General features: G+C 60.9%; 34 protein-coding genes. 25 read left to right on the forward strand and 9 right to left on the reverse strand.

Features of this window, described 5'->3' with window-relative positions; translation table 11 throughout:
• Positions 1-4: 4 nt before the first annotated feature.
• From R1A29_RS05395 to recX, 19 genes are all read left to right on the forward strand, one after another.
• Positions 5-514 (forward strand): phage baseplate assembly protein V, encoded by a 510-nt coding sequence (locus R1A29_RS05395; RefSeq protein ID WP_438300850.1) that lies wholly within the window; start codon positions 5-7, stop codon positions 512-514.
• Positions 514-912, forward strand: coding sequence for a phage GP46 family protein (locus tag R1A29_RS05400; RefSeq protein ID WP_438300851.1), 399 nt, complete (start codon positions 514-516; stop codon positions 910-912). Before R1A29_RS05395 ends, R1A29_RS05400 begins: the two co-directional genes overlap by 1 nt.
• On the forward strand, positions 902-1948 hold the full coding sequence (locus tag R1A29_RS05405; RefSeq protein ID WP_438300852.1) for a baseplate J/gp47 family protein: 1047 nt from the start codon (positions 902-904) through the stop codon (positions 1946-1948). Before R1A29_RS05400 ends, R1A29_RS05405 begins: the two co-directional genes overlap by 11 nt.
• Positions 1936-2535: a YmfQ family protein gene (locus tag R1A29_RS05410; protein WP_438300853.1), complete on the forward strand. Its 600-nt coding sequence runs from the start codon at positions 1936-1938 to the stop codon at positions 2533-2535. The genes R1A29_RS05405 and R1A29_RS05410 overlap by 13 nt, the downstream gene beginning before the upstream one ends.
• A 14-nt stretch (positions 2536-2549) precedes the next feature.
• Positions 2550-3218 carry a hypothetical protein gene (locus R1A29_RS05415; RefSeq protein WP_438300854.1) on the forward strand — a complete coding sequence of 223 codons (669 nt, stop codon included), beginning with the start codon at positions 2550-2552 and terminating at the stop codon, positions 3216-3218.
• Between the two features lie 64 nt (positions 3219-3282).
• Positions 3283-3720, forward strand: coding sequence for a phage tail assembly chaperone (locus R1A29_RS05420; protein ID WP_438300855.1), 438 nt, complete (start codon positions 3283-3285; stop codon positions 3718-3720).
• A gap of 55 nt (positions 3721-3775) precedes the next feature.
• Positions 3776-4873: a phage tail protein gene (locus tag R1A29_RS05425; RefSeq protein WP_438300856.1), complete on the forward strand. Its 1098-nt coding sequence runs from the start codon at positions 3776-3778 to the stop codon at positions 4871-4873.
• Positions 4874-4880: 7 nt separating this feature from the next.
• On the forward strand, positions 4881-5447 hold the full coding sequence (locus tag R1A29_RS05430; RefSeq protein ID WP_438300857.1) for a tail fiber assembly protein: 567 nt from the start codon (positions 4881-4883) through the stop codon (positions 5445-5447).
• Between the two features lie 22 nt (positions 5448-5469).
• Complete coding sequence (locus R1A29_RS05435; protein ID WP_438300858.1) at positions 5470-6396, forward strand: hypothetical protein; 927 nt, start codon at positions 5470-5472, stop codon at positions 6394-6396.
• Positions 6396-6863, forward strand: a complete 468-nt coding sequence (locus R1A29_RS05440; RefSeq protein WP_438300859.1) for a phage tail assembly chaperone — start codon at positions 6396-6398, stop codon at positions 6861-6863. Before R1A29_RS05435 ends, R1A29_RS05440 begins: the two co-directional genes overlap by 1 nt.
• Positions 6864-6904: 41 nt before the next feature.
• Positions 6905-7792 carry a gp53-like domain-containing protein gene (locus R1A29_RS05445; RefSeq protein WP_438300860.1) on the forward strand — a complete coding sequence of 296 codons (888 nt, stop codon included), beginning with the start codon at positions 6905-6907 and terminating at the stop codon, positions 7790-7792.
• Positions 7793-8239 carry a hypothetical protein gene (locus tag R1A29_RS05450; RefSeq protein ID WP_438300861.1) on the forward strand — a complete coding sequence of 149 codons (447 nt, stop codon included), beginning with the start codon at positions 7793-7795 and terminating at the stop codon, positions 8237-8239. It begins immediately after the preceding gene.
• Between the two features lie 18 nt (positions 8240-8257).
• Positions 8258-9394: a hypothetical protein gene (locus tag R1A29_RS05455; protein WP_438300862.1), complete on the forward strand. Its 1137-nt coding sequence runs from the start codon at positions 8258-8260 to the stop codon at positions 9392-9394.
• A gap of 19 nt (positions 9395-9413) precedes the next feature.
• The gene (locus R1A29_RS05460) at positions 9414-9668 is read left to right on the forward strand and encodes a hypothetical protein (protein ID WP_438300863.1); all 255 of its coding nucleotides are present in this window, start codon (positions 9414-9416) and stop codon (positions 9666-9668) included.
• Between the two features lie 34 nt (positions 9669-9702).
• Positions 9703-10269, forward strand: a complete 567-nt coding sequence (locus R1A29_RS05465) for a glycoside hydrolase family 19 protein (RefSeq protein ID WP_438300864.1) — start codon at positions 9703-9705, stop codon at positions 10267-10269.
• Positions 10248-10766, forward strand: coding sequence for a lysis system i-spanin subunit Rz (locus R1A29_RS05470; protein ID WP_438300865.1), 519 nt, complete (start codon positions 10248-10250; stop codon positions 10764-10766). The genes R1A29_RS05465 and R1A29_RS05470 overlap by 22 nt, the downstream gene beginning before the upstream one ends.
• A 68-nt stretch (positions 10767-10834) precedes the next feature.
• Positions 10835-11335: a CinA family protein gene (locus tag R1A29_RS05475; RefSeq protein ID WP_134825690.1), complete on the forward strand. Its 501-nt coding sequence runs from the start codon at positions 10835-10837 to the stop codon at positions 11333-11335.
• A gap of 83 nt (positions 11336-11418) precedes the next feature.
• On the forward strand, positions 11419-12477 hold the full coding sequence (recA, locus tag R1A29_RS05480) for a recombinase RecA (protein WP_085712898.1): 1059 nt from the start codon (positions 11419-11421) through the stop codon (positions 12475-12477).
• A gap of 8 nt (positions 12478-12485) precedes the next feature.
• Positions 12486-12956: a recombination regulator RecX gene (recX, locus tag R1A29_RS05485; RefSeq protein ID WP_039771298.1), complete on the forward strand. Its 471-nt coding sequence runs from the start codon at positions 12486-12488 to the stop codon at positions 12954-12956.
• Positions 12957-13028: 72 nt separating this feature from the next.
• Here recX and R1A29_RS05490 read toward each other — a convergent pair whose 3' ends face one another.
• Positions 13029-14147, reverse strand: coding sequence for a TIGR00730 family Rossman fold protein (locus tag R1A29_RS05490; RefSeq protein WP_438300866.1), 1119 nt, complete (start codon positions 14145-14147; stop codon positions 13029-13031).
• Between the two features lie 353 nt (positions 14148-14500).
• Between R1A29_RS05490 and R1A29_RS05495 the strand changes: the two genes are divergently transcribed.
• Positions 14501-14695 (forward strand): hypothetical protein, encoded by a 195-nt coding sequence (locus tag R1A29_RS05495; RefSeq protein ID WP_085712901.1) that lies wholly within the window; start codon positions 14501-14503, stop codon positions 14693-14695.
• Here R1A29_RS05495 and R1A29_RS05500 read toward each other — a convergent pair whose 3' ends face one another.
• A complete protein-coding gene (locus R1A29_RS05500) occupies positions 14696-15121 on the reverse strand; it encodes a PA3611 family quorum-sensing-regulated virulence factor (protein ID WP_119427211.1) in 426 nt (141 codons plus the stop codon).
• A 189-nt stretch (positions 15122-15310) separates the two neighbouring features.
• Between R1A29_RS05500 and R1A29_RS05505 the strand changes: the two genes are divergently transcribed.
• The 3 genes from R1A29_RS05505 (at position 15311) to R1A29_RS05515 (ending at position 17372) form a co-directional block, all read left to right on the forward strand.
• The gene (locus R1A29_RS05505) at positions 15311-16054 is read left to right on the forward strand and encodes a tRNA-uridine aminocarboxypropyltransferase (RefSeq protein WP_438300868.1); all 744 of its coding nucleotides are present in this window, start codon (positions 15311-15313) and stop codon (positions 16052-16054) included.
• A 229-nt stretch (positions 16055-16283) separates the two neighbouring features.
• Positions 16284-16934, forward strand: coding sequence for a response regulator transcription factor ErdR (erdR, locus tag R1A29_RS05510; RefSeq protein WP_007954938.1), 651 nt, complete (start codon positions 16284-16286; stop codon positions 16932-16934).
• 75 nt (positions 16935-17009) lie between these two features.
• On the forward strand, positions 17010-17372 hold the full coding sequence (locus R1A29_RS05515; protein ID WP_003222276.1) for a diacylglycerol kinase: 363 nt from the start codon (positions 17010-17012) through the stop codon (positions 17370-17372).
• On the opposite strand, the gene R1A29_RS05520 is transcribed toward R1A29_RS05515, so the two are convergent.
• Entirely contained in the window at positions 17369-18295 is a 927-nt protein-coding gene (locus tag R1A29_RS05520) for a LysR family transcriptional regulator (RefSeq protein WP_085712905.1), read from the reverse strand. The two genes, R1A29_RS05515 and R1A29_RS05520, sit on opposite strands and share 4 nt — an antisense overlap.
• A 144-nt stretch (positions 18296-18439) precedes the next feature.
• Between R1A29_RS05520 and fpr the strand changes: the two genes are divergently transcribed.
• Positions 18440-19219 carry a ferredoxin-NADP reductase gene (gene fpr / locus R1A29_RS05525; protein WP_003222277.1) on the forward strand — a complete coding sequence of 260 codons (780 nt, stop codon included), beginning with the start codon at positions 18440-18442 and terminating at the stop codon, positions 19217-19219.
• Between the two features lie 69 nt (positions 19220-19288).
• Here the strand turns inward: fpr and tsaA are convergent, their stop codons facing one another.
• The 6 genes from tsaA to rimO form a co-directional block, all read right to left on the reverse strand.
• The gene (gene tsaA / locus R1A29_RS05530) at positions 19289-19987 is read right to left on the reverse strand and encodes a tRNA (N6-threonylcarbamoyladenosine(37)-N6)-methyltransferase TrmO (protein WP_438300869.1); all 699 of its coding nucleotides are present in this window, start codon (positions 19985-19987) and stop codon (positions 19289-19291) included.
• Between the two features lie 59 nt (positions 19988-20046).
• Positions 20047-20817 (reverse strand): SDR family oxidoreductase, encoded by a 771-nt coding sequence (locus R1A29_RS05535; RefSeq protein WP_438300870.1) that lies wholly within the window; start codon positions 20815-20817, stop codon positions 20047-20049.
• A gap of 117 nt (positions 20818-20934) precedes the next feature.
• Complete coding sequence (locus R1A29_RS05540) at positions 20935-21402, reverse strand: DUF1456 family protein (RefSeq protein WP_434591662.1); 468 nt, start codon at positions 21400-21402, stop codon at positions 20935-20937.
• Between the two features lie 73 nt (positions 21403-21475).
• The gene (locus R1A29_RS05545; protein ID WP_207866681.1) at positions 21476-22186 is read right to left on the reverse strand and encodes an rRNA pseudouridine synthase; all 711 of its coding nucleotides are present in this window, start codon (positions 22184-22186) and stop codon (positions 21476-21478) included.
• A gap of 83 nt (positions 22187-22269) precedes the next feature.
• Positions 22270-22743 carry a GNAT family N-acetyltransferase gene (locus R1A29_RS05550; protein WP_438300872.1) on the reverse strand — a complete coding sequence of 158 codons (474 nt, stop codon included), beginning with the start codon at positions 22741-22743 and terminating at the stop codon, positions 22270-22272.
• 111 nt (positions 22744-22854) lie between these two features.
• Positions 22855-24192, reverse strand: coding sequence for a 30S ribosomal protein S12 methylthiotransferase RimO (gene rimO / locus R1A29_RS05555; RefSeq protein WP_085712910.1), 1338 nt, complete (start codon positions 24190-24192; stop codon positions 22855-22857).
• Between the two features lie 350 nt (positions 24193-24542).
• Between rimO and R1A29_RS05560 the strand changes: the two genes are divergently transcribed.
• Positions 24543-26384 (forward strand): potassium transporter Kup, encoded by a 1842-nt coding sequence (locus R1A29_RS05560; protein WP_371321039.1) that lies wholly within the window; start codon positions 24543-24545, stop codon positions 26382-26384.
• Positions 26385-26429 lie beyond the last annotated feature (45 nt).

Consider the following 26429-nt stretch of genomic DNA (forward strand, 5'->3'; position numbering starts at 1 on the left):
CCCTATGAGCCTACTGACACGCCTGCTGGCGCGCGGCACTGTCGTGCTCGCCAGTTCGGCCTCCAAGCTGCAATCGCTGCAAATGCGCCTCACCGCCGGTGAAGTGAACGACGACATGGAGCACTTCGAGCCCTACGGCTTTACCAGCCATCCGCTGGCCGGTGCCGAAGGCGTCGTCACGTTCCTCGGCGGTGACCGTTCCCACGCCATCGCCCTGGTGGTCGCTGACCGCCGTTATCGCCTGCAATCGCTGGCGGCCGGCGAAGTGGCGATCTACACCGACGAAGGCGACAAGATCCACTTCAGGCGCGGGCGGATCATCGATATCGAAACCGCCACGCTCAACATCCGCGCGAGCACGGCGGTGAACTTCGACACACCGGTGATCAACCAGACCGGCAAGATCGTTTCCAAAGGCGATCAGCTGGCCGGCGGCATCAGCCAGATCAAGCACGTACATGGCGGCGTGCAGGGTGGCAGCAGTCAGACCGGCGTGCCGGCGGGAGGTCAGTGATGCTTTTCAGTCAAAACCTCCACGCCGCGCTGATCCGCTCGGTGCTGATCAGCCTGTTCTCCTGGCGCCGTGCGGCCGACGACGATGCTCTCGACGACGAGGAGCGTTACGGCTGGTGGGGCGACACCTTTCCCACCGTGGCCGACGATCGCATCGGCTCGCGGCTGTGGCTGCTGCGCCGGGTCAAGCTGACCCGGCAGACCCAGATGGACGCCGAGTTCTATGCCCGCGAAGCCCTGCAATGGCTGATCGATGACGGCCACTGCAGCGCCATCGACATCATCAGCGAACGCCTCGACGCCCAGCGCCTGAACCTGCGTACGGTCCTGACCCTGGCCGACGGCGAACGCCTGGACATCAACCCCGATAACAGTTGGCAGGTGATCTATGCCGTTTGAAACCCCTTCGCTGCCGGTGCTGATCAAGCGCACCCAAAGCGACCTGGCCGGCGATTCGCTGCGCCAGTCCGATGCGCAAGTTCTGGCCCGCACCGTCGGTGGTGCCGCTTACGGTCTGTATGGCTACCTTGACTGGATTGCCGAGCAGATCCTGCCCGACACCGCCGACGAATCGACCCTGGAACGCATCGCCGCGCTGCGCCTGAACCAGCCGCGCAAACCGGCGCAAGTCGCCACCGGCAGCGTCAGTTTTACTGCAACCGCGGGCGCGGTGCTGGACGTTGATACGCTGCTGCAATCGAGCGATGGTCGTACCTACAAAGTCACCACCGCGCGCACCACCGTCAATGGCAGCAACACCACCACCATCGCGGCGCTGGATGCCGGCAGCCTCGGTAATGCCGATGCCGGACTGGCGCTGACCCCGGTACAACCAGTGACGGGTGTGGTCGGCAACAGTTTCATGGTGTTGGCGCCGGGCCTCAGTGGCGGCGTGGCAAGGGAGAGTCTGGAGTCGCTGCGTTCGCGGGTGATCCGTTCCTATCGCGTCATCCCCCATGGCGGTTCGGCCAGCGACTATGAAACCTGGGCGCTGGAAGTGCCGGGCGTAACTCGCGCCTGGTGTCGAGGCGGCCTGCTCGGGCCGGGTACGGTAACGGTGTTCATCATGCGTGATGAAGATCCACAACCGGTGCCCAACGACGAGCAACTGGCGGAAGTCCAGGACTACATCGAACCGCTGCGACCGGTGACGGCGGAAGTGCATGTGCAGCGACCGATTCAAGTGCCGGTGGTGTACCGCTTCAAGAGCGTCAACCCGGACACCACCGCCGTGCGCGCCGCCGTCGAAGCGCAGCTGCGCGATCTGCACAACCGTGAAGCCGACCTCGGCGTGCCGTTGCTGATCAGCCATATCCGCGAAGCCATCAGCAGCGCCGGCGGTGAGTACGATCACACCTTGACCGCACCGGCCGCTGACGTGCCTGCCGGTCAAAGCGAACTGCTCACCTTCGGAGGTTGCGTATGGGGGGCATAAGAACCGCTGCGCAATATCAGGCGCAGCTTCGCGCACTGCTGCCCAGCGGCCCGGCGTGGGACCCGGAGCGGGTGCCGGAACTCGATGAAGTGCTGCAAGGCGTTGCCGTCGAACTGGCGCGCCTCGACGCCCGCGCCGCCGATCTGCTCAACGAGATGGACCCGGCCGGCGTCAGCGAACTGGTGCCGGACTGGGAACAGGTGATGAACCTGCCCGACCCGTGCCTCGGCGCCACACCACTGTTCGACGACCGTCGCCTCGCCGTACGCCGCCGCTTGCTCGCGGTCGGCAGCCAGGCCGTCGGCTACTACCTGGAAATCGCCAAAAGCCAGGGTTACCCCAACGCCACCATCACCGAATTCGAAGCCCCGCGCATGGGCCGCTCGCGATTCGGCGCGGCGCACTGGGGCACCTGGGAAGCGCAGTTCATGTGGACGCTCAATACCGGTGGCCGCTTGCTGCTCGGACGGCGTTTCGGCGCGAGTTACTGGGGCGAACGCTTCGGCGTGAATCCGGGCTCGGCGCTTGAGTGCCTGATCCATCGGGCGGCGCCGGCGCATACCAAGGTGCACATCAACTATGACTAGGAAGGAGTGACGGGATGGACTATCCAAAAAGTATCCCCAGCGCCGGTCTGGTGAACGGGAAATTTATCGATGAAAACCCGCTGACCGGCAAACCGGGATCGCTGATTCCGGCGGACTGGGGCAATGGTGTGACGGATGAGATCGTGACGGTCATCAGCGCCGCCGGTCTTGTGCCGAATGAAAGTGACAACACCCAGCTCAAGACGGCGATTTCGACGCTTGTCGAGAAGAACAGGGTCGAGTCCTTCGCCAGCAAGGAAGAAGCGGAGTCGGGGACCAGCAGCAATCGATCGATGTCGCCGCTGCGAGTGTTTCAGGCGATTGAAAAGAAACTGGTGCAGGCGACGGAAACGCTGTTCGGCTGGGCGCGCATCGCTTCCCAGGCGCAGGTCAATGCCGTAGCGGATGACACCACGATTGTGACGCCGAAAAAACTGGGTCTGGGCGTTGCCTACAGCTTTGGCGAAAACGGCTACGTCGTTTTCCCGAGCTGGCTGGGCGGCTTCACGATCCAGTGGGTGTTTATCACGGTCAGCGTCGATAAAGGCTATGTGACAAAACCCTGGCCGCTGGCTTTCAAGAATCAGTGTCGTGGTGCATGGGCGAGTTACTCGCACAGCGGGAACGCACCCTTTTTCGACATCACCACACCTCCTCTGGTGACCAACTTCGATGCAAGCTAGGTCCAGGTGCTGAGCAATTCCGGCGGTTCAGGTTTTGTCAGTGTCCTGAGCGTGGGGAATTGACATGAAACGTTTCTATAGCCGCAGTACTGGCAATACCTACCTGGCGGGTTATCACACAAGTCTGCCCGATGATGCCGTTGAAATTGACGATGAACGCTACGAGGCGGTGATCGCCAGTCCGGCAGCGGGCATGGACCGTTCCCACGATGAAAAAGGCCTGCCGGTTCTGGTGGCGCCCGCGCCTGCGTCCGAGTCAGTTTCGGATGAGCAGGCTGCGCGGGATGCCAAGGCCTGGCGTGACAACGAGTTCGAACGAGTGGTCTGGCTGCGCGACCGGCATCGGGATGAAGTGGAGTTGATGAAGGCCACGACACTGTCCGATGCCGAGTATCAGACCCTGCTCGTCTATCTGCAGGCTCTGCGCAAATGGCCGCAGGCCAAGAAGTTTCCCTCTAAACGCTCTCGACCGAAGAAGCCGGCATGGATGGCTATCGACTAAACGCCCGGCGCGTTCCCGACATTTGCAATCAGTGCTTCAGGTAAAGGATTGAAATATGGACTACCCAAAAAGCGTCCCCAGCGTCGGCCTGGTCGACGGCCGCTTCGTCGATGAAAACCCGGTGGCAGGAACGCCGGGATCTTTGATTCCGGCGGTGTGGGGCAACAGCGTTACGCAAGAAATTATCAACGTGATCGGCGGTGCCGGAATGACGGCCAACGAGGCCGATACCGGCCAGTTGTTCAAAGCCATTCAATCGATTATCGGTGCCGCCAGCCCAATGCGTTCGGTGGTGACACGGCTTGCCGCTTCGAAGGCACTGAGTGATCAGGAACTCGGTCTGGTATTGATCGATGGCAGCCCCGGCGCCACGACGATCACCTTGCCTGGCGCCACTGTCGGACTGGGTGTGCGCGACGTGATTGTTCGTCGTGTCGACAACAGCGGCAATCGACTGGTTGTTCAGGCTTCCGGTACGGACCGCATTCGCTTTCATACACACCTTTCGTCCAATGGTTACCCCTTTCTGGTGCTGATGGGCAACGGCGACTGGTGGCATCTGCGCAGTGACGGTGCTGGCGCCTGGTGGCCGCTCGGACGCTTCGACAACACGCCGTTGGGCCGACCGGTTTTCGAGACCACCACTGTGCTGGGGCCAGGCGGTTACGGGGCGCTTAACGGAGCGTTCCTCGATCGGGCGCAATGGCCCTGGCTCTGGGATTTTGCTCAGGCGTCGGGCGTGCTGACCAACGAAGCGGGGCGTTGGGGCAGGGAAGGGGCGTGGACCAGCGGCGATGGTGCGACGAACTTTCGTATCCCGGAAGCGCGCGGCGAATTTCTGCGTGTGCTCGATGAAGCGAGAGGCGTAGATGTCGGTCGTGTCGCGGGCAGCCTTCAAAACCATGCGCTGCAGACTCATAACCATTATCTGCCCACCAGCACAGGCTCGTCCGCGCGTCCCGCTCCCTCCATTCCGGACAACCTCTGGAGTGTTTCGACGGACGTCAACTTTTACCCCACCAATGGAACGGTCGCTACGACGTATCCGAACCCTGCATTCGACTCCGATACCTACATCGGGTCGATCGGCAATTTCTCATCTGAAACCCGCCCGCGAAACATCGCGTATCCCGGCCGTATCAAACTGATCTGAGGCACACATGTTCAATTATTTGATAGACGACAGCGGTGCGCTGACCGGGCCTGTCGAGTTTCCGCTTGTACCAGGTATCGGCGTACAGCTGCCTGGCAACGCCGTGACGTTGAGTATCGAACTCTCTGCGGCACCGAGTGGATATGCCTGGGCTTACGACAACGGTTCTCTGCAGCAAAAGCTCGACTTCCGCGGTGATGTTTATCACACCGATACGGGCATTCGGGAAACCTGGACCGCATTGGGTGATCTGCCAGAGGGCTTCACCACGCAACCATGGCCGGGCGGATTTCATTCGTGGGTCGATAACGCCTGGCAGCTCGATACTGCTGCTCAATCGGCGGATCTCAAACGGATCGCTCTGACCCGGCGCGACACGCTGCTGCGCGACGCCGTCCTGCGCATTGCGCCCCTGCAATATGCCGAAGACATCGGCGATGCCAGCCACGAAGAGCAACTGCAACTGCTCGAATGGAAGCTCTATTGCGTGGAGCTGAACCGCATCGAAAAGCAGACCGGTTTCCCGGAACAGATCACCTGGCCGGCAGTGCCCGGCGCAACCGTAACCAGCTGATTGCCGCACAGGGAGCAGTGCAATGGACTATCCGAAAAGCATCCCCGGCGTCGGCCTGGTCGACGGTGGTTTTATCGATGAAAACCCCGTTACCGGCACGCCCGGTTCGTTGATCCCCGCCGCCTGGGGCAACAGTGTCACGCAAGAAATTCTCAACGCCATCAAGGCTGCCGGACTGACGCCGGACGAGAGCAAAACCAACCAGTTGGCCACGGCCATCGGTGCGCTGGTCGACTTCACCAAACTGAAGAACACCCCGACCACGCTGGCCGGTTACGGCATCACCGATGCGGTCGGGCGACTGCTGGCAGTCAGGCAGATCGAAACGGTCGGGATCACGGTTTACAAGCCGAACCCGAGAGCCAAACGGATTCGTGTTCGGTTGGTGGGCGCAGGTGGTTCGGGGGGCGGATGTGCGCCGATCCCGGCTACTTATCAAGGGATTGGCGGCGGTGGCGGAGCCGGTGCTTACGGAGAGAGCCTGTATGACGTCACGCCGGAAATGCTGGCCGGTGTTCCGGTCACTTTGGGCGCTGGCGGTGCCGCACGTAACGCGATTGGTCAGGCGGGTGGCGGTGCGTCTTTCGGTTCTTATTTGAGTGTTTCGGGGGGAATGGGCGGGCAGACGATTACAGTCCTGACGTCCGCAACGGCTTCCGGTTTTGTACAGGGTGGCGCGGGTGGGCAGGTCGTTACGGGCGGCAATCTCTGCAGCGCTCGGGGTATCCCCGGCACCTATGCGATGTACAACGCCAATTGGGGTGTGCTCTGCGGGGGCGGGGGGCCGAGCCCGTTTGATGGTGGTGCTCCCCTGATGGGCGTCAATGGCACTGGCATTGCCGGTGTCCGCGGCTCGGGGGGAAGCGGTTCATGCTCGACCAACGCTTCTGCATCCGTAGTCAGCGGTGCCGGTGGCAATGCCTTCTGTGAAATCTGGGAGTACGAGTAATGGCTCGTTATGCACGCATTGAAAACGGTGTCGCGGTCGAAGTGATCGACACCGGTGACTACGCGATCGAGCAACTGTTTGCGCCGGCGTTCGTTGCGGCGATGGTGCAGGTGCCCGATGGCGTGAACGTCGAAATCGGCGCGTCGATGGATGAGATAGCTCCCGCTATCGAGCCTGCGTACGAACCGCAAAGTCCCGTTGTCGACAAGACCCCCATGGTCGAGGACAACGAGCCTCTGGCAGCAGGGCGCACCTGGCGTCAGTCGGCTCTCGCAGCCACCGAATGGCGGGTCACCCGCCATCGCGATGAGCAGGAGCTGGGGCGTGGGACAACGCTCAAGGCCCAGCAATACCTGGAGCTGCTCGAGTACCGCCAGGCCTTGCGCGACTGGCCCGATTGCGGCGCATTCCCGTCATCCGTTTCTCGGCCATCAGCGCCGCAGTGGCTGGCCGGCCCGATTGGCTGAAGCCGTCACGCTACCCATGTTTTCAGATAAGGAGATAAGCCTTGGACTATCCCAATAGTGTTCCCAGTGCCGGCCTGGTCAACGGTCGGTTTGTCGATGAAGACCTGATTACGGGCAAGCCGGGATCGTTGATCCCGGCCAGTTGGGGCAACGGTGTCACGCAGGAAATTCTGGGTGTTGTGCGTGCCGGAGGCCTTACACCGAGTGAGGCGTCAAATACTCAATTGCTGGGTGCTCTTCGCGGTTCTCAACTGTTCCAGACGGCTGCGCCATTCGATGTCAGTCGATCGGCGGCAACGTCCGAATTTGTCCAACGTGCACTTGGCAACTATGCCGGGGCGCGCGGTGTGTCTGCGGCCACGCAACTGACGGCTGCGGATGTCGGATGTTCAATCGGCCTGGGTGGTAATTCGTCATACACCGTGACGTTGCCGGACATCCTCAGTGTGCCCAACGGCGCGACGATCGGCTTTCACTGTCGCAGCAACGCAGCGATCACCATTGCCTGCTTGGGCAGTACGCAAATAAGCCCGCAAGGCGCGTATCTGAGTTCGATTGTGATGAACAGCGGCGAGAGTGCCAACGTTGTCAAAGAGAACGGTATCTGGACGGTACACGGTACGGCCAGTCTGAAATATGCCCCACTGTTTTCCGGCCTGGTGGCCAATCCCGGTTATCAAAAGCACCTCAGTGGGAATATCGATCAGTGGGGCTCAGGTATGTCGAATGCCGGCGGGAATGTCGTGGTGACGTTTCCGATCTCGTTCCCCAGGGGATTCTTTTCGCTCGTGGCCACTCACGCCGGAGGTGATGCAGCGATGCTCGCGTTGATTGCAGTCAACCAACAAGGCTGCACGCTGAGAATCCGTGACGCGGCCGGCAGCCTCGCCGCCAATTGTTCCGTGAGCTATTTTGCAAAGGGCTATTGAATGAACCCCTTCAACGTGTTGTTCAGCGCCAGTACCCGGGGCGCCTATGTACCGGGTATCAACTCGTCGGACATTCCCGACGATGTCATCGAAATTCCTCAGGCCTATTGGACTTCGCTCCTGCAAGAGTTGGCGGTCACCGCGAAGGTGATTGGCGTGCGGGCCGATAACGGTTTTCCGATCCTGGTTGATCCACCACCGCCGACAGCAGACGAAGCCGCTGATATCGAACGCCGCTGGCGCACCACACAACTGGCAGCCACCGATGGCCTGGTGGCCCGCGACCGCGATGAACTGGAGGACGGCGGCGGCACCACGCTGACCACCGAGCAATATGCCGAGCTGCAAGCGTTTCGGCGCGCGCTGCGGGACTGGCCACAGGCTTCGTTTTTCCCGTTCAGCGAGCATCGTCCGGTGGCGCCGCGCTGGTTGGCAACGGCACTCTAATGGACCAGGAAAACTGAAATGGATTATCCGAAAAGCGTTCCCGGCATCGGACTGGTGAACGGCAAGTTCGTCAATGAAGACGTTGTCGGCGGGTTGCCGGGATCGCTGATCCCCGCGACCTGGGGCAATGGCATCACCGATGAGCTGCTGAATGTCGTCAAGTCTGCCGGACTCGAACCCAGCGAAAACGATGTGACGCAGTTGTTGCTGGCGATCAAGAGAATCAGCCAGAGCGGTGAAGATAAACACGCAGCGGATATTGGCGCTGCCAACCTTTACATGGCCAATTACGTGCCGGCCATCAGCGCGTTGAAGGACGGGCTGACGCTGCGCTTCACGGCAGGCAATGCCAATACCGGGGCGAGCACTTTTGCGCCGAATGGTCTTCTGCCCAAACCGCTATTGAGTCTGGCGTTGAGTGCGTTGCGACCTGCGGAGATTGTCGGTGGCAGCGTGTGTTCGGTGGTGTACAGCGCGGCGCGAGACAGCTGGTTGCTGGTGTATGCCAGCGGTGGCAACGCAACCAGTGGCCGCTTGTTGAATGTAAAAACCTTCACTGCATCCGGTGTCTATGTACCGACGGCGGGAATGAAAAATGTGCTGGTCAAGGTCGTTGGCGGTGGCGGTGGAAGCGCGGGCGTCAGTCCGGCGACTTCCACTCAGTATGGTGTTTCCGGTGGCGGCGCTTCTGGAAGTTATGCCGAGGCATGGCTGGATGCGAAAACGATCGGCATCAGCCAAGTGATCACCGTAGGGATCTCTGGAGCGGCAGGTGCCATTGCGAGCAGTGGAGCAAGCGGCGGGACAAGTTCCTTCGGCTCGCTGGTCAGTGCTCCGGGAGGTGGTGCGTCGCCCTGGATCGATCTGGTTTCACCGGGGGTAATGGCCTGTATTTCGGCGGTACACCAGGCGCCGTCGCTTCCGGAGGGAACATCGTCAACTGTGCCGGCACGTCCGGTGCGCCGGGCATCTCGGTTGCAGGCCCTACGCTCGCTGGACATGGTGCCAGCTCGCCGCTGGGCGCAGGAGGAACGGGCAACAGTTTCGGCGGCCCGACGAGCGTCGGAACCGGTTACGGTGCTGGCGGCGGCGGAGTTGCCAATGCCCCGAACCAGCCGGGACGATCCGGTTCAGCCGGCGCTCCCGGTGTCGTGATCATTTACGAGTACGCCTGATGAAAACCTACGCACGCATCGTTAACGACACGGTAGTCGAACTGTTCTCGACCGACGGAAACATGGTCGAGATGTTTCACCCGGATCTGCTCTGGGTCGATATCACCGAGGTCACTCCAGCACCACAAATAGACTGGTCGGCGAACTTTGGCAACCTCGGCTGGGTGTTTTCGTCGCAAGAAGACATTGCCCCTGATGGCGCCCTGAAAACCCTGGCAAAGAAATGGCTGACCGGATTCGGTCGCCAGCCGTGATTCAATCGGCGCAATCCAGGGAGGATCAAGCATTATGCAAATCACTGAAAACAACCTCAGCAACATCATGCCCAACGCCCGCACCCAAGCGGGCGTTTTTGTTTCACCGCTCAACGACGCCATGGCGCGTCATCGCATCGATACGCCCAAGCGCGTCGCTGCGTTTCTCGCTCAGGTCGGTCATGAGTCCGGGCAACTGCGCTACGTGCGCGAACTGGGCGACAACCAGTATCTGAGCAAGTACGACACCGGCACGCTGGCCCTGCGCCTGGGCAATACGCCGGAAGCCGATGGTGACGGGCAGAAGTATCGCGGTCGCGGTCTGATCCAGATCACCGGGCGCACCAACTATCGCCAGTGCAGTCTCGGGCTGTTTGGCGATGAGCGTCTGTTGTCGTTGCCCGAATTGCTCGAGCAACCGCAGTGGGCGGCGGAGTCCGCCGCGTGGTTCTGGGAGCAGAACGGTTTGAACGAACTGGCGGACCGCGATCAGTTCAACACCATCACCCGTCGAATCAACGGCGGGTTGAACGGCTTGCAGGATCGCCTGGACATCTGGGCGCGGGCGAGGGCGGTGTTATGTCCATCTCCTGGCGTGTAATTGGTGTTGTATTGCTGGTCCTGGGGGCTGCCGCACTGGCCTGGCAATTCCAGGACTGGCGCTACGGCCGCCAACTGGCCGAGCAGGCCCGACAGCATGCCGAAACCCTCAACCAACTGACTCAGGCTGCTGCCACGGCGCAACAGGCCGAGCAGGACAAGCGTCTGGCCCTGGAGCAACGGCTCGCGGCCAGTGAACAAACCCACTATCGAGCACTCAGCGATGCCCAACGTGATCAGGATCGCCTGCGCGATCGCCTTGCCACTGCTGATCTGCGCCTGTCAGTCCTCATCGACGCAGGCGACGCTGCCCAAGGCTGCGGCGTGCCAGCCGCCTCCGGCACCGGCGGCGTGGATCATGCAACCGTACGCGCCCGACTTGACTCGGCGCATGCTCAACGAATTGTCGCCATCACCGGTGAAGGCGATCGAGGACTGATTGCCCTGCAGGCCTGTCAGGCCTATATCAGAGCACTGGCGCCTGCACATTTTGAATGAGTCTGTGTATTGAAAGCGCAACCGGCTCGTGTACGGTGGTAGGCATTCCACCCGATCCGGAGAGTGCCGTGAAAGACCTCACCCAACTGGCGGCCGAACTTGGCCGACGCCTGCAGTTGCTCAATGCCCACGTCACCACGGCCGAGTCCTGCACCGGCGGCGGCATCGCTGAAGCGATTACCCGGATCCCGGGGAGCTCCGCCTGGTTCGAGGCCGGTTATGTGACCTACTCCAACCGCCAGAAAACCCAGCAACTGAATGTGCCCGCCGAACTGTTCGGGACGGTGGGCGCAGTCAGTCGCGAGGTGGTCGAGGCGATGGTGCGCGGTGCGCAGAAACACAGCCGTGCGCGATTTGCCGTGGCGGTCAGCGGTATCGCCGGGCCGGACGGCGGCTCGCCGAACAAGCCGGTGGGCACGGTATGGCTGGCCTGGGGTGTCGGCGACGCGGTTTCCAGCGAGGTGCAGCACTTCCCCGGCAACCGCGACGACGTCCGCCGACAAACGGTGAAGGCCGCGCTAGAGGGCCTGCTGCGACTAGCGGCACGAGAAATCGAAAATCAGGGGTAGGCGATCCGTGAACGCTGTGGAATAATACTGGCTACTTATACAGGTGTTGGCCGTCAGGCCTTATTGATTACGTGAGGACTTTAATGGACGACAACAAGAAGAAAGCCTTGGCTGCGGCCCTGGGTCAGATCGAACGTCAATTCGGCAAGGGTGCCGTAATGCGTATGGGCGATCAGGACCGTCAGGCGATCCCGGCCATTTCCACCGGCTCTCTGGGGCTGGACATCGCGCTCGGCATCGGCGGCCTGCCAAAAGGCCGTATTGTTGAAATCTACGGTCCTGAATCTTCCGGTAAAACCACACTGACGCTGTCCGTGATCGCCCAGGCCCAGAAGGCCGGCGCGACCTGCGCATTCGTCGACGCCGAACACGCCCTCGACCCTGAGTACGCCGGCAAGCTGGGCGTCAACGTCGACGACCTGCTGGTTTCCCAGCCGGACACCGGCGAACAGGCCCTGGAAATCACCGACATGCTGGTGCGCTCCAACGCCGTTGACGTGATCATCGTCGACTCCGTGGCGGCACTGGTGCCGAAGGCTGAAATCGAAGGCGAAATGGGTGACATGCACGTGGGCCTGCAAGCCCGTCTGATGTCCCAGGCGCTGCGTAAGATCACCGGTAACATCAAGAACGCCAACTGCCTGGTGATCTTCATCAACCAGATCCGCATGAAGATCGGCGTGATGTTCGGCAGCCCGGAAACCACTACCGGTGGTAACGCGCTGAAGTTCTACGCTTCGGTTCGTCTCGACATCCGCCGTACCGGCGCGGTGAAGGAAGGCGACGAAGTGGTCGGCAGCGAAACCCGCGTCAAGGTTGTGAAAAACAAGGTGGCTTCGCCGTTCCGTCAGGCCGAGTTCCAGATTCTCTACGGCAAGGGTATCTACCTGAACGGCGAGATGATCGACCTGGGCGTGCTGCACGGTTTCGTCGAGAAGTCCGGCGCCTGGTATGCCTACGAAGGCACCAAGATCGGTCAGGGCAAGGCCAACTCGGCCAAGTTCCTGGCAGACAACCCGGAAGTCGCGGCGAAGCTCGAGAAACAACTGCGTGACAAGCTGCTGTCGCCAGCCGTGATCGCTGACTCCAAGGCTTCTGCGGTCACAGAGACCGAAGACGACCTGGCTGACGCTGATATCTGATTGCACCGATGACAACCGCCGTACTCGATACCCTCGTCGCGGTGCGGCGAACCGCAATGGACCTGCTCGCACGTCGCGAGCACGGTCGAGTCGAGCTGACGCGTAAACTGCGTCAGCGCGGCGCTCCACCCGAAATGATCGAAACAGCTCTCGACCGATTGACGGAAGAAGGGCTGCTTTCCGAAGCCCGTTATCTGGAAAGCTTTGTTTCTTACCGCGCCCGTTCAGGTTATGGCCCGTTACGGATTCGTGAAGAACTGAGCCAGCGGGGCCTGCAGCGTGCCGATATCGAACTCGCCTTGCGTGAGAGCGGTATCAACTGGCAAGAGCAGCTCACAGACACCTGGCAACGGAAATTCTCCGGACAGCTTCCCGGCGACGCCAAGGAACGAGCCAGGCAAGGCCGGTTTCTGGCGTATAGGGGGTTCTCGATGGAGATGATCAACCGCTTGTTCAGCGGCAGAGGGATGGACGATTAAATCGGTTCCAGCTTCAATCAAAAAATAAAAAAGCGGCCCGCTATTTCGATAGCGGGCCGCTTTTTTTTGCCTTCAGATTACCTTCGACGGTTCGCGGGAGGGTTGCGCCGTTTGTGGTCTGGATTGGGCCCAGTTTTCCGGCAGGTTGATGAAGTCCACCAGTTCCCGCAGGCGTCCATGGTCCCGGGCGTTGAAGGCGAAGGACAGTCGTGCCAGATGGCTGAATTGCGCCTCGTCGTGCTCCTCACCGTTATAGGCGTGTTGATGGAACCGGTCGCTCAGGCACAGATCGGCGAAGGCCTCCTGCATGTGGTCCAGGGCCCGGTCGCTGAGCCTGTGGTTCATGCGAATCACGAACTGCCGTTTGAGCCAGCGGCTGGAGTGGAAGTTGCCATAGAACTGATTGATCTGTTCCACCGCCTCTTCAACGCTGTAGACCAGGCGCATCAGTTTCAGGTCGGTTGGCAGGATGTAACGATTGTCCTCCAGTTGCTGGCGGATGAAATCCAGCGCCCCTTGCCAGAACGTGCCGCCCGGCGCGTCCAGCAGAACCACCGGCACCAGCGGGCTTTTGCCGGTCTGGATCAGGGTCAGTACTTCCAGCGCTTCGTCCAGCGTGCCGAAACCGCCGGGGCACAGCACCAGTGCGTCGGCCTCTTTGACGAAGAACAGTTTGCGCGTAAAGAAAAAGTGGAACGGCAGCAGGTTTCCGGTGCCGTCCACGGTAGGGTTGGCGTGCTGTTCGAAGGGCAGGGTGATGTTGAATCCCAAGCTGTTGTCGCGGCCGGCTCCTTCATGGGCGGCGGCCATAATTCCACCACCGGCACCGGTGATGACCATCATGTCTGAGCGGGCCAGGGCTGCGCCCAGATCACGGGCCATGGCGTACAGCGGATGCTCGACGGGCGTGCGCGCCGAGCCGAACACCGTAACCTTGCGCCGGCCCTTGAACTGTTCGAGCGTGCGAAACGCCTGCTCCAGTTCTCGCAGGGCTTGCAGGGTGATCTTGGCGTTCCAGCGGTTGTGATCTTCCTGGGCCATGCGCAGCACGGTCAGGATCATGTCGCGGTAGATGGGAATGTTCGGGCTGTTGGGGGAAACCAGGTTGAGTTGTTCTTCGACCTTGCCGGTGAGGTCGTGGCCGCTTTCCTGAAAATGACGGCTGAGCAGGTCATTCGGTTGGTAAGGCATGCAACTTCTCCTTCTGCACAGAGCCTTCGGCCCTGACGTGCGGCGTCAGTGCCGCGCTGCAAGAAAAACAAACGTCCGGCAGCTCCTTTCCTGCCGTTGATAAATGATCGGGAATACTTTGAATCTAGACCCTCAAAGCATTTCTCGCTCATTGAGCATTGCGCCACAAAGTCTTGCCTGGCAACTGCTTATTGTCGTTTTGCGAAGTGCTTTCACCGCTCGTCCGATGGCGCACCGACGGCAAAATGCTCTGATTTACTAAGTTAAAGGCGCCGTACGACAACTTTGCGTCAGCGAGCGTACGCAAGGTGCACGCGATTCAAGGATTTGCGGGTGGCAAGGAGGCGGGACACATGACCAGAGTCATTCTGGAGATCGATACACAGCTGTATCGAATGTTGAAGGCATCGGCCGAGACCAATCATGTCAGTCTCGAAGAAGAGTGCTGCCGACGTCTTTCGGGAGGGGAGCGACGTTCGCGCTATCTGCAGGCCTTGCTGGCCGAACTGCGCGCCGAGGATGAACAGCGGCGCGCCAATTCTCGTTGATTACTTCTTCTTCGCCGGGCCTGCTTTAGGGCAGTCCGATTCCTGATAGCTGGCCGAACCGATCGCCCGATTGGTCTTCACTTCGCTGAAGTCGTAACGCATCACGGCACCCTTGGCCATCAGCTTGCGGTACGACGGGTTGTTGCAGACCGAAGCCCCCAGCTGGAAATACACGGCTTTGGGGTCGGCGCGCATCTTGTCGGCATGGCTTGCCTGGACGCTCAGGTGGTTGATCAGCGTGGTGCCTTCAACGGTGTAACCCTGATCGAGGATGTCTTCGTTGATCGCCCGTGGTGTACCGACGCTGCTTTGGGCGGCGACGTTTTGCAGCTCTTTGTTCAGGTTCTGCTCTTTCAGGGACGCAGCCTGTGCGCTGAAGGACAACGCCAGCGCAATGGCCGCGGTAGGAACGATAAGGCGCAGCATGAAACTCTCCTGATTCAGTGACTGGTGGTTCGACCAGCCCCGGGGCTGTGCGTTCAGTGGCGGCGAATTATAGGGGAGCCGGTCGGGAGGGTACAGGCTTGTGCCCGTTGCTCTGATAAACTGCCGGCCTTTATTGCCTTGCCGAGAGTTGTTCGTGTCGAGTTTTCCTGTCAGTCGGCGTCGCCCGCAATGAACCATGCCCCCAACGCCGTGGCCCGCCTGCGCGATCAGCGCGAGGACGAGGGCATCAAGCCGATTCAGGCCCGTGGTTTCCGCTCCGAGCGTTGCCGCGACTGCCGGGTCATCATCAGTCATTGCCTGTGCGCTTGGCGCCCGACCGTTGAAACCCGCTCTGGTGTCTGCCTGATCATGACCGGCAAGGAAGTGTTCAAGCCGAGCAACACCGGTTGGCTGATCGCCGACATCGTGTGGGACAATCATGCCTTCATCTGGTCGCGGACCGAACCCGACGAGCAACTGCTGGCGCTGCTGAACGACCCGCAATGGCAGCCGTATCTGGTGTTTCCCGGCGAGTACGTCGAGCCTTCGCGGGTCACCAACACCGTGGATCTCGATAGCAGCAAGCGTCCGTTGTTCATTCTGCTGGACGCGACCTGGACCGAGGCGCGCAAGATCTTCCGCAAGAGCCCGTACTTCGATCGCCTGCCGATCCTCAGTCTGCTGCCCGACAAACTGTCGCGTTATCGCCTGCGCCGTTCGACCCGCAGCGAGCATCTGTGCACCGCCGAAGTCGCGGCGCTGTGCCTGGAACTGGCGGGCGATACGGATGCCGCCTCGGCGCTGGACGCCTATTTCGATGTGTTCAGCCAGCATTACCTGGGCGCCAAGCAGCAGCTTGAGGTGAATGTGTCGACACCGGCCCATGCCGAGTTGCTGCCTTTTATAGCCAACCCGCAGCCGGTGCCGGCCTGATCCTGGCCCATACTGCTAAAGCAGTGGCCGTGTTGCTTGACCACCCCGGCTTCGCTGGGCATGCTTGGCGCCGATTGGGGTGCGGCCAAGGTTTGAAACGCCGTTTTTGTCCGTGATTGGCGTTGAACGTGCCCCTGTGGATGCCGCTGCACAAGCGCCGGCATCTTGATTTGCCTTGGTGAGCCCCGAATGCATCGGGTCTGCCATCAAAAACAGGATCATTTGAAAAATGGCCACATACGACATCCTGATTGCCGATGATCACCCTCTTTTTCGTAGCGCACTGCATCAAGCGGTGACGATGGGCCTTGGTCCGGATGTACGAATGGTGGAAGTGGCGAGCATCGCCGAGCTGGAGACGCGCCTGACCGAGAAGGCCGACTGGGATCTGGTGCTGCTGGACCTGAACATGCCGGGCGCTTTCGGGTTTTCCGGGCTGGTGATGTTGCGCGGACAGTATCCGCAGATTCCGGTGGTGATGGTTTCGGCGCAGGAAGAAGCTTCGGTGATGGTCAAGTCGCGGGAGTTCGGTGCCAGCGGTTTCATTCCCAAGTCGAGCGACTTGAGCGTGATTCAGGAAGCAGTGCGCAAAGTGCTGGACGGCGACGTGTTCTGGCCGCCCCAGGCGTTCGAAGCCGTCAGCGTATCCGACGAGGCCAAAGCCGCCAGCGATGGTCTTGCGAGCCTTACGCCCCAGCAGTTCCGGGTGTTGACCATGGTCTGTGAAGGCCTGCTCAACAAGCAGATTGCCTATGAGTTGAGTGTGTCGGAAGCGACCATCAAGGCCCACGTCACGGCGATCTTTCGCAAGCTGAACGTGCGGACTCGCACCCAGGCGGCTTTACTCTTGCAACAACTTGAGTCAATTCCAAGCCAGTAAAGGCTGGCGTCTTCACGCTTTTTTGACTTTCGTTGAACTAGCTTCCCCACTTCTTTTTGGTCGGTTGTTTACTTTATGTCACCTTTCAAGGGCCAGACGGGCCTGAAACGCATCCTCAACGCTTCCGGTTACTCGCTGGACGGCCTGCGCGCAGCCTTCACCGGCGAAGCGGCATTCCGTCAGCTGGTGCTGCTTAACGTGGTGCTGATTCCACTGACGTTCTTCCTGAATGTCAGCCGTGTCGAGCAGGCGTTGCTGATTGCCGTGTGCCTGCTGGCGCTGATCGTCGAGTTGCTGAACTCTGCGGTGGAGGCGGCCATCGACCGCATTTCCCTGGAACTGCACCCGCTGTCCAAGAACGCCAAGGACATGGGCAGCGCCGCGCAATTCGTGGCACTGAGCATGATTGCCCTGGTGTGGGCGGTGATTCTGCTTTAAGCGATTGTCGGCAGGACGATCTCGTCGCTGCGCTGGACCCCGGCGGTGAAGGCGCGGCACAGATCGAGAAACTCGCGCATGGCGGAGGTCTGGTACTTCTGTTTATGCCAGATGAAATAGAACTGCCGCGCCAGATCCAGATCCGGCGTCTCCACCGGCACCAGACTGCCGCGCCGGAACGCATCACGCAGCGCCAGACGCGAGATGCAGCCAATCCCCAGACCAGATTCCACGGCGCGCTTGATCGCTTCCGTGTGTTCCAGCTCCAGACGAATATTCAGCGCACTGCGATGGTGACGCATGGCCTGATCGAACGTCAGACGCGTACCCGAACCCTGTTCCCGTAAAATCCACGCTTCATGGGTCAGTTCCTCCATGGTCGCGCTGCCGCGTTTGGCCAGTGGATGCTGCGGGGCGCAGAACACCACCAGTTCGTCCTCGACCCAGCTCTGCACTTCGATGTCCGGGTGGCTGCAATCGCCTTCGATTAGACCCAGATCAATTTCGTAATGCGCCACTTGTTGCACGATATTGGCAGTGTTCTGCACGTGCAGCTTCACCTGGCTTTCCGGATGCCGTTGCATGAAGCCGCCGATCAGCAGGGTGGCCAGGTAATTGCCGATGGTCAGGGTCGCGCCCACCGACAGCGAACCGAAACCGGATTTGCCGTTGAGCAGGTCCTCGATTTCCTTGGCCTGATCGAGCATAGCCACCGCTTGCGGCAACAATTGTTTGCCGAGGGCGTTGAGGCTCAGGCGTTTGCCGGCACGATCGAACAGCTGGCAGCTGGATTGACGCTCCAGTTCGGTGATGGAAGTGCTGGCGGCCGATTGCGACAGGTTGAGCAGACCCGCAGCCCGGGACACGCTCTCCTGCTGGGCGACAGCGACGAAGACTTGCAGTTGACGAAGAGTAAATCGCATATCGATATAACCGATAACCCTTATCTTAATAATCCAGTTAACAGATATTGTCGGCGCTATTAGAATGCGATGCAATTGCGCACCGTCGGCATCCTTCAACGCGAGCCGGGCAAGCGCAGATCAATCTCCAGGAGTCCCACGTACATGAGCAACATGAACCACGAGCGTGTCCTCAGTGTTCATCACTGGAACGACACTCTGTTCAGCTTCAAGTGCACCCGCGATCCGGGCCTGCGCTTCGAGAACGGTCAGTTCGTGATGATCGGCCTGCAACAGCCAAACGGCCGCCCGCTTATGCGCGCTTACTCGATCGCCAGCCCGAACTGGGAAGAGCATCTCGAGTTCTTCAGCATCAAGGTGCCTGATGGTCCGCTGACCTCGCAGCTGCAGCACCTGAAGGAAGGCGACGAGATCATCATCTCGAAGAAGCCTACCGGCACCCTCGTCCTGGACGACCTGAACCCGGGCAAGCACCTGTACCTGCTGAGCACCGGCACCGGTCTGGCGCCGTTCATGAGCGTGATCCAGGACCCGGAAACCTACGAGCGCTTCGAGAAAGTGATCCTGGTCCACGGTGTTCGTTACGTCAACGAAGTCGCCTACCGCGAATTCATCACCGAGCACCTGCCGCAGAACGAGTTCTTCGGCGAGGCGCTGCGTGACAAGCTGATCTACTACCCGACCGTGACTCGCGAGCCGTTCGAGAATCAGGGCCGTCTGACCGACCTGATGCGCAGCGGCAAGCTGTTCAGCGACATCGGCCTGCCACCGATCAACCCGCAGGACGACCGCGCGATGATCTGCGGCAGCCCGAGCATGCTCGACGAGACCAGCGAAGTGCTCGACAGCTTCGGCCTGAAGATCTCGGCCCGTATGCGCGAGCCAGGTGACTACCTGATCGAGCGTGCGTTCGTCGAGAAGTAATCCCGACGATGCCAACAGAAAAGCCCGCGTTGCCTGAGAAGGCAGCGCGGGCTTTTTCGTTTCCGGGGATCACGCTTCGGCGGGGACGACTTCCAGGACGCGGATCTGCTCCGGTGTCGGGTAATGCCAGCGCACGTCCAGATCCCAGAACTGCGCGCCGTATTCGCGCTCCGGTGCGGGCGTCTGATACGCCGGACGCGGATCCTGGGCCAGGCATTGCTCGATCAGCTCGACCAAAGGCTCGGCAAGGCGCTGAGCGTGCGTGTGCGCCTGTTGCAGCGCCGCGTCCGTCCACTGCACGTCGATCAGTTTCGGTGCGGCACTGGCGATGCTGTTGGAGGCGTCAGCGATGATGTCGGCGTAGGGCACGTAGGGTTTGATATCGAGAATCGGCGTGCCGTCCAGCAGGTCGATGCCGGAGATGAACAGGCGATTGGCCTCGACCTTGTCCAGTTTCACCACCGACTGACCGATGCCGTTTGGCCGGTGAGTGGCGCGGGTGGCGAACACCCCCATGGACTTGTTGCCGCCCAGGCGCGGAGGGCGGACTTTCAGTCGCGGCTTGTCTTCCAGCGCCTGATGGAACAGGAACAGCAGCCAGACATGACTGACCTGCTCCAGCCCCAGCACCGCATCGCCCTGGTCGAACGGTGCCACCAGTTCCAGCACGCCACGGGCGGCGGGAGCCAGTTGCGGCTGGCGCGGGATGGCGAACTTCTCCTTGAAGCAGGAGCGGACGAAGCCGATGGGGGAGACGCTGTAAGTCATGGTTTGCATTCGAAACGGAGCAGGGCGGGCATGATAACCCGTCCGGCCACGTCGCCGACCTAAAGACTGAACCCGCCATCCAGCGGAATGACATTCCCGGTCATATAGGCCCCGGCGGTACTCGCCAAGCTGATCGCCAGCGCCGCCATCTCTTCCTCGCGGCCCCAACGCTTCATCGGGATCAGCGCGGTGTCCTCGGCCAGTGCCTGCTGGTCGTTGCCGATGTGCTGGGTCATCTTGCTCGGGAAGCGTCCCGGCGCAATCACGTTGACGTTGATGTGCTGGCTCACCAGTTCCCGGGCGAGAATCCGCGACAGTTGGTGCAGGGCCGCTTTGCTCGGCCCATAGGCGTAGGCCTGTTCGCCGAAGGAAGAGATCCCGGCCACCGAACCGATGTTGATGATCCGCGCCGGATTCGCTGCCGAACCGGCCTTGCGCAGCAGGGGCAGGAATTGCTGGATGCAGCTGAACACTGAAGTCACGTTGAGCTGCATGACCTTCTCCCAGCCCTTGACCGGGTAGCTCTCCAGCGGCGCACCCCAGGTGGTGCCGGCGTTGTTCACCAGAATGTCCAGATGGGTGATCTGCTCGCCCAGTCGCTCCGCCAGCTCTTTTACGCCTTCTTCAGTCGCCAGATTCGCCGCCACGCCCTCGCAAGTGCCCAATGTTCCGAGCTCTTCAGCGGTCTGATGACAGGCTTCAGCGTCACGGGAGCAGACGTACACACGGGCGCCGGCCTCGACAAAGGCCTTGGCGATCATTTTGCCGATACCACGGGTGCCGCCGGTCACCAGGGCGGTGCGGCCTTGCAGGGAAAAATATGGATGCATGGCGAATCCTGAGGGCTAGGGTTCAGTACACCCTAGGCCATGCGGCCAGCTTCGAGCTACAAGTTTCAAGCTGCAAGCAAAGTCAAATGCTTGCAGCTCGAAACTTGTAGCTGCTTTTTACGCTCTCACGCGCAGCGTGAGCCCCTTGAGGAAATTGCGCAGCAACTGGTCGCCGCACGGGCGGTAGTTGGTGTGGCCGACCTTGCGGAACAGCGCGCTCAGCTCAGGCTTGGACACCGGGAAATCGGCAGCCTTGAGGATCGCGTGCATGTCGTCTTCTTTCAGTTCGAAGGCCACGCGCAGTTTTTTCAGAATGATGTTGTTGGTCACCGGCACTTCGATTGGCTGCGGCGGACGGCTTTCGTCCTTGCCGCGCTTGAAGATCACGAGACCGTCGAGGAAGTGCGCGATGACTTCGTCCGGGCAGCGCACGAAACCTTCTTCGTCTTCTTCTTTCTTGTCGAGCCAGGTCACCACGTCGGCAAGCGTTACGTCCAGGCCGCCTAGTTTGATGATTTCGACGACTTTCTTGTCGCTGATGTCGAGCATGTAGCGCACGCTGCGCAATACGTCGTTATGAACCATGTTTGCAGTCCTGATCTTTCGCTGTGGGCACCGCGCAGGCGCGATGCCGGAATGTGTGGCGGCAACGGAGGCCTTAGAACTTCTCTTTGCCGGACAGGTAGCGCCATTGGCCGGCCGGCACCTTGCCGATCGATACGCCGCCGATGCGGATACGGCGGATGCCGACGACCTTCAGCCCGACCGCTTCGCAGAATTGGGCGATGATCCCCGGCTGCGGGTTTTTCATGGCGAAGCGCAGGCGGTTTTCGTTCTGCCAGCTGGCCTTGACCGGCGGCAGCTCCTTGCCCTTGTGGGTGAGACCGTGCTGCAGGCGATTGAGGCCGTGGGCGACCATGTCGCCTTCGACTTCGACCACGTATTCCTGCTCGATCTTCGCAGCGTCGGCGGTGAGCTTGCGCAGCACCTTCCAGTCCTGGGTGAACACCAGCAGGCCGCTGGCCTTGGGTTGCAGGTCGGCGCTGGCGGTCAGGCGCAGGAAGTGCCCGCGCAGCGGTCGCTTGCCGTAGCGGTGTTCTTCGCTGAGGGTGTCGGCGCTCAGCGATTGCATCGCAGTGTCGACATCCATGCCGGCCGGGACGTTGAGCAGGATGGTCACCGGCTCCGGCGCGGTGGCCTTGGCGTCCTTGTCGAGCTCGACTTTCTGGTCGCCGACCTTGAACTGCGGCTCGTCGATGACTTCGCCGTCCACGGTGACCCAGCCGCCCTCGATGAACAGCTCGGCCTCCCGGCGGGAGCAACCGACCAGTTCGATGAGGCGTTTGGAGAGGCGAATCGGGTCAGTCATGACAGGGCCGTAACAAAAAAAGGGGTGGGCATTGTACCTGCCTGGCGCCGGTTAATCGCGATTGCATTTGTACCGTGTGGCTTTTAGCCGCGTACGGCGCGCTGTTCCGGCTGTTTCAGACGCATGTGCAGCAGTGGATACGGCTGGCCCATGCCATCGACTTCCGACCGGCCGATCACCTCGAAGCCCTGCTTGAAGTAAAAGCCCAGGGCCTGCGGGTTCTGCTCGTTGACGTCCAGTTCATCGGCGTTCAGGTGTTCCATGGCGTATCTCAGCAGCTTCTTGCCCAGGCCCTGGCCGCGATGCTGGGGGTCGATGAACAGCATTTCGATCTTGCCCGCCGCCACGCCGGCAAACCCGGTGATGCGCTGGTGGCTGTCCCTGGTGCAGATCAGCATCACCGCATCGAGGTAGCGGGTCAGCACCAGATTGCGCAGCAGCTCGATGTAGCTGTCCGGCAGAAAATCATGTGTGGCACGAACCGAGGCCTCCCAGACCCGGGTCAGTTCCTGATAATCGCTGAGTTTCGGCGTGTGAATGACCGAATGGTGGCGCATGCCCGATAGCCTCTTTGTCATTAATGAGGGAGTCCTTCCCCTCACAAACGATAGCCGTAAAAAAGCCCCGCATCTCGTAAAAGAGAGCGGGGCTTTTCGTATTTTTCGCGTTTAGATCTGTTCGGCCCAGAGGTCGTATTCGTCGGCGTCGGTCACCTTGCACCAGACCTTGTCGCCCGGCTTGAGGTTGCTGCCGTTGTCGATGAACACGTTGCCGTCGATTTCCGGGGCATCGAAGAAGCAGCGGCCGACCGCGCCTTGCTCGTCGACTTCGTCCACCAGCACTTCGATTTCACGGCCGATGCGCATTTGCAGGCGGGCCGAGCTGATTTCCTGCTGGTGCGCCATGAAGCGTTCCCAGCGATCCTGCTTGACGTCGTCCGGGACGATGTCGAGGTTCAGGTCATTGGCCGGCGCGCCTTCGACCGGCGAGTACTGGAAGCAGCCGACGCGGTCGAGCTGGGCTTCGGTCAGCCAGTCCAGCAGGTACTGGAAGTCTTCTTCGGTTTCGCCGGGGAAGCCGACGATGAAGGTCGAACGGATGATCAGGTCCGGGCAGATTTCGCGCCAGTTCTTGATCCGCGCCAGGGTCTTGTCTTCGAACGCCGGGCGTTTCATCGACTTCAGGACTTTCGGGCTGGCGTGCTGGAACGGAATGTCCAGGTACGGCAGGATCTTGCCGGCGGCCATCAGCGGGATCAACTCGTCGACGTGCGGGTACGGGTAAACGTAGTGCAGACGGACCCAGACGCCGAGGGTGCTCAGCGCTTCGCACAGTTCGGTCATGCGGGTCTTCACCGGCGCGCCGTTCCAGAAACCGGTGCGGTACTTGACGTCAACGCCGTAGGCGCTGGTGTCCTGGGAAATCACCAGCAGCTCTTTGACGCCGGATTTGACCAGACGCTGGGCTTCGTCGAGCACGTCGCCGACCGGACGGCTGACCAGTTTGCCGCGCATCGACGGGATGATGCAGAAGCTGCAGCTGTGATTGCAGCCTTCGGAAATCTTCAGGTACGCGTAGTGACGCGGCGTCAGCTTGATGCCTTGCGGCGGCACCAGGTCGATCAGCGGGTTGTGATCCTGTTTCGGCGGCACGACTTCGTGCACGGCGTTGACCACTTGCTCGTACTGCTGCGGACCGGTGACGGCCAGCACGCTCGGGTGCACGTCACGGATGTTGCCTTCTTCGACACCCATGCAACCGGTCACGATGACCTTGCCGTTTTCCTTGATCGCTTCGCCGATGACTTCCAGGGATTCGGCCTTGGCCGAGTCGATGAAGCCACAGGTGTTGACCACGACCACGTCGGCGTCCTGATAGGTGGACACCACGTCATAGCCTTCCATGCGCAGCTGGGTCAGGATGCGCTCGGAGTCGACCAGTGCTTTCGGGCAACCCAGAGATACGAAGCCAACCTTTGGATTGGCCGGCGCAGGAGTGGTGGACATGTCTAACCTCGGTGTTTTGTGACGTCGCTTGCCTGATGGTGGAAGCCGACGGACGGGCGCTTGAAGTGCGCCTCTGATCAAAAAGTGCGCAATTCTAGCGATGAGCAGCGCACTTGACCAGCTTTATGCAGGGAAATACGACGAGTGCTGCGCTATGCTTCGCGCCGTTGGGCTTTACCAATTTTTTACAGTCAACAAAACGACTGTAACAACAGGTAAAACAGCGCATGCTGCATCAAAAAGCATAGTGCTTCGTTCAAAGAAGCCGGTCTGGAAATCAGGAGTGTTGGATGGGTCAGGCAAGTAGTCAGGCGGCGGGCGCCGAGCATTCGGCTGCAAAACCGCTGAGCATGCTGGTCGCGGCAGTCGGGGTAGTTTACGGCGACATCGGCACGAGCCCGTTGTACACCCTCAAAGAAGTGTTTTCCGGCGGTTATGGCGTCCCCGTCAATCACGACGGAGTACTGGGCATTCTGTCGCTGATCTTCTGGTCGCTGATCTGGGTCGTGTCGATCAAATACATGATGTTCGTCCTGCGGGCCGACAACCAGGGCGAAGGCGGGATCATGGCACTCACCGCATTGGCGCGGCGGGCGGCGGGGGAGCGCAGGAAGTTGCGTTCGCTGCTGGTGGTCTGCGGCCTGATCGGCGCGGCGCTGTTCTACGGCGACAGCATGATCACCCCGGCGATTTCCGTACTCTCGGCCATTGAAGGTCTGGGTCTGGCGTTCGATGGCATCGACCACTGGGTCGTACCGCTGTCGCTGGTGGTGCTGGTGGGCCTGTTCCTGATCCAGCGTCACGGTACGGCGCGGATCGGCATTCTCTTCGGGCCGATCATGGTCACCTGGTTCCTGGTGCTCGGCGCCCTCGGCGTGTACGGCATCAGCCATTCCCCGGAAGTGCTGAAGGCGCTGAACCCGATCTGGGCCGTGCGTTTCTTCATGGTTCATGCCGGCATGGGCGTGGCGATCCTCGGTGCCGTGGTGCTGGCGCTGACCGGTGCCGAAGCGCTGTACGCCGACATGGGCCACTTCGGCCGCAAGCCGATTGCCCGGGCGTGGTTCCTGCTGGTGCTGCCGGCGCTGGTGCTCAACTACTTCGGTCAGGGTGCCTTGCTGCTGGACAACCCGGAAGCGGCGCGCAATCCGTTCTACCTGCTGGCGCCGAGCTGGGCGCTGATTCCGCTGGTCGGTCTGTCGACCCTGGCCACGGTGATCGCCTCGCAAGCGGTGATCTCCGGCGCGTTCTCCCTGACCCGTCAGGCGATCCAGCTCGGCTACATCCCGCGCATGTACATCCAGCACACCTCCAGCGATGAGCAGGGGCAGATCTACATCGGTGCGGTGAACTGGACGCTGATGGTCGGTGTGGTCCTGCTGGTGCTGGGCTTCGAATCCTCCGGCGCACTGGCCTCGGCCTACGGCGTGGCGGTGACCGGGACCATGCTGATGACCACGATTCTGGTGTCGGCGGTCATGCTGTTGCTGTGGAAATGGCCTCCGGTGCTGGCTGTGCCGGTGCTGATCGGTTTCCTGCTGGTGGACGGCCTGTACTTCGCCGCCAACGTGCCGAAGATCGTGCAGGGTGGTGCGTTCCCGGTGGTCGCCGGTATCGCCTTGTTCATCCTCATGACCACCTGGAAGCGCGGCAAGCAATTGCTGGTCGAGCGCCTGGACGAAGGCGCGCTGCCGCTGCCGATTTTCATCAGCAGTATCCGCGTGCAGCCGCCACACCGGGTGCAGGGCACTGCCGTGTTCCTCACTGCCCGCTCCGACGCAGTGCCACACGCGCTGTTGCACAACTTGCTGCACAACCAGGTCTTGCACGAGCAGGTTGTGCTGCTGACCGTGGTCTACGAAGACATCCCGCGCGTACCGCCATCCCGACGCTTCGAGGTCGAGGCCCATGGCGAAGGCTTCTTCCGGGTGATCCTGCACTTCGGCTTCACCGACGAGCCGGACGTGCCGCAGGCGTTGAAGCTGTGCCATCTGGACGACCTCGACTTCAGCCCGATGCGCACCACCTACTTCCTCAGCCGCGAAACGGTCATCGCCTCGAAACTCGAAGGCATGGCCCGTTGGCGTGAAGCGCTGTTTGCGTTCATGTTGAAGAATGCGAACGGGAACCTGCGGTTCTTCAATCTGCCGCTGAACCGGGTGATTGAGTTGGGGACGCAGGTGGAGATGTAGGCTCCGTTTGAACTGAAAAGCCCCCGTCAGTCTCGTGGCTGGCGG

The sequence above is a fragment of the Pseudomonas sp. NMS19W genome (genome assembly GCF_051554255.1).
Classification (GTDB): Bacteria; Pseudomonadota; Gammaproteobacteria; order Pseudomonadales; family Pseudomonadaceae; genus Aquipseudomonas; species Aquipseudomonas kribbensis.

Coding starts and splice junctions, on each gene's coding strand:
- R1A29_RS05400 (WP_438300851.1), top strand. CDS start 514: ATGCTTTTCAGTCAAAACCTCCACGCCGCGCTGATCCGCTCGGTGCTG.
- R1A29_RS05450 (WP_438300861.1), top strand. CDS start 7,793: ATGAACCCCTTCAACGTGTTGTTCAGCGCCAGTACCCGGGGCGCCTAT.
- R1A29_RS05550 (WP_438300872.1), bottom strand. CDS start 22,743: ATGCGCCACCATTCGGTCATTCACACGCCGAAACTCAGCGATTATCAG.
- R1A29_RS05540 (WP_434591662.1), bottom strand. CDS start 21,402: ATGGTTCATAACGACGTATTGCGCAGCGTGCGCTACATGCTCGACATC.
- R1A29_RS05560 (WP_371321039.1), top strand. CDS start 24,543: ATGCTGGTCGCGGCAGTCGGGGTAGTTTACGGCGACATCGGCACGAGC.
- R1A29_RS05410 (WP_438300853.1), top strand. CDS start 1,936: ATGGGGGGCATAAGAACCGCTGCGCAATATCAGGCGCAGCTTCGCGCA.
- R1A29_RS05490 (WP_438300866.1), bottom strand. CDS start 14,147: ATGCCTTACCAACCGAATGACCTGCTCAGCCGTCATTTTCAGGAAAGC.
- recA (WP_085712898.1), top strand. CDS start 11,419: ATGGACGACAACAAGAAGAAAGCCTTGGCTGCGGCCCTGGGTCAGATC.
- R1A29_RS05460 (WP_438300863.1), top strand. CDS start 9,414: ATGAAAACCTACGCACGCATCGTTAACGACACGGTAGTCGAACTGTTC.
- R1A29_RS05505 (WP_438300868.1), top strand. CDS start 15,311: ATGAACCATGCCCCCAACGCCGTGGCCCGCCTGCGCGATCAGCGCGAG.
- R1A29_RS05520 (WP_085712905.1), bottom strand. CDS start 18,295: ATGCGATTTACTCTTCGTCAACTGCAAGTCTTCGTCGCTGTCGCCCAG.
- rimO (WP_085712910.1), bottom strand. CDS start 24,192: ATGTCCACCACTCCTGCGCCGGCCAATCCAAAGGTTGGCTTCGTATCT.
- recX (WP_039771298.1), top strand. CDS start 12,486: ATGACAACCGCCGTACTCGATACCCTCGTCGCGGTGCGGCGAACCGCA.
- R1A29_RS05425 (WP_438300856.1), top strand. CDS start 3,776: ATGGACTACCCAAAAAGCGTCCCCAGCGTCGGCCTGGTCGACGGCCGC.
- erdR (WP_007954938.1), top strand. CDS start 16,284: ATGGCCACATACGACATCCTGATTGCCGATGATCACCCTCTTTTTCGT.
- R1A29_RS05420 (WP_438300855.1), top strand. CDS start 3,283: ATGAAACGTTTCTATAGCCGCAGTACTGGCAATACCTACCTGGCGGGT.
- R1A29_RS05440 (WP_438300859.1), top strand. CDS start 6,396: ATGGCTCGTTATGCACGCATTGAAAACGGTGTCGCGGTCGAAGTGATC.
- R1A29_RS05545 (WP_207866681.1), bottom strand. CDS start 22,186: ATGACTGACCCGATTCGCCTCTCCAAACGCCTCATCGAACTGGTCGGT.
- R1A29_RS05470 (WP_438300865.1), top strand. CDS start 10,248: ATGTCCATCTCCTGGCGTGTAATTGGTGTTGTATTGCTGGTCCTGGGG.
- R1A29_RS05415 (WP_438300854.1), top strand. CDS start 2,550: ATGGACTATCCAAAAAGTATCCCCAGCGCCGGTCTGGTGAACGGGAAA.
- R1A29_RS05455 (WP_438300862.1), top strand. CDS start 8,258: ATGGATTATCCGAAAAGCGTTCCCGGCATCGGACTGGTGAACGGCAAG.
- R1A29_RS05405 (WP_438300852.1), top strand. CDS start 902: ATGCCGTTTGAAACCCCTTCGCTGCCGGTGCTGATCAAGCGCACCCAA.
- tsaA (WP_438300869.1), bottom strand. CDS start 19,987: ATGACTTACAGCGTCTCCCCCATCGGCTTCGTCCGCTCCTGCTTCAAG.
- R1A29_RS05500 (WP_119427211.1), bottom strand. CDS start 15,121: ATGCTGCGCCTTATCGTTCCTACCGCGGCCATTGCGCTGGCGTTGTCC.
- R1A29_RS05515 (WP_003222276.1), top strand. CDS start 17,010: ATGTCACCTTTCAAGGGCCAGACGGGCCTGAAACGCATCCTCAACGCT.
- R1A29_RS05535 (WP_438300870.1), bottom strand. CDS start 20,817: ATGCATCCATATTTTTCCCTGCAAGGCCGCACCGCCCTGGTGACCGGC.
- R1A29_RS05435 (WP_438300858.1), top strand. CDS start 5,470: ATGGACTATCCGAAAAGCATCCCCGGCGTCGGCCTGGTCGACGGTGGT.
- R1A29_RS05495 (WP_085712901.1), top strand. CDS start 14,501: ATGACCAGAGTCATTCTGGAGATCGATACACAGCTGTATCGAATGTTG.
- R1A29_RS05430 (WP_438300857.1), top strand. CDS start 4,881: ATGTTCAATTATTTGATAGACGACAGCGGTGCGCTGACCGGGCCTGTC.
- R1A29_RS05465 (WP_438300864.1), top strand. CDS start 9,703: ATGCAAATCACTGAAAACAACCTCAGCAACATCATGCCCAACGCCCGC.
- R1A29_RS05395 (WP_438300850.1), top strand. CDS start 5: ATGAGCCTACTGACACGCCTGCTGGCGCGCGGCACTGTCGTGCTCGCC.
- fpr (WP_003222277.1), top strand. CDS start 18,440: ATGAGCAACATGAACCACGAGCGTGTCCTCAGTGTTCATCACTGGAAC.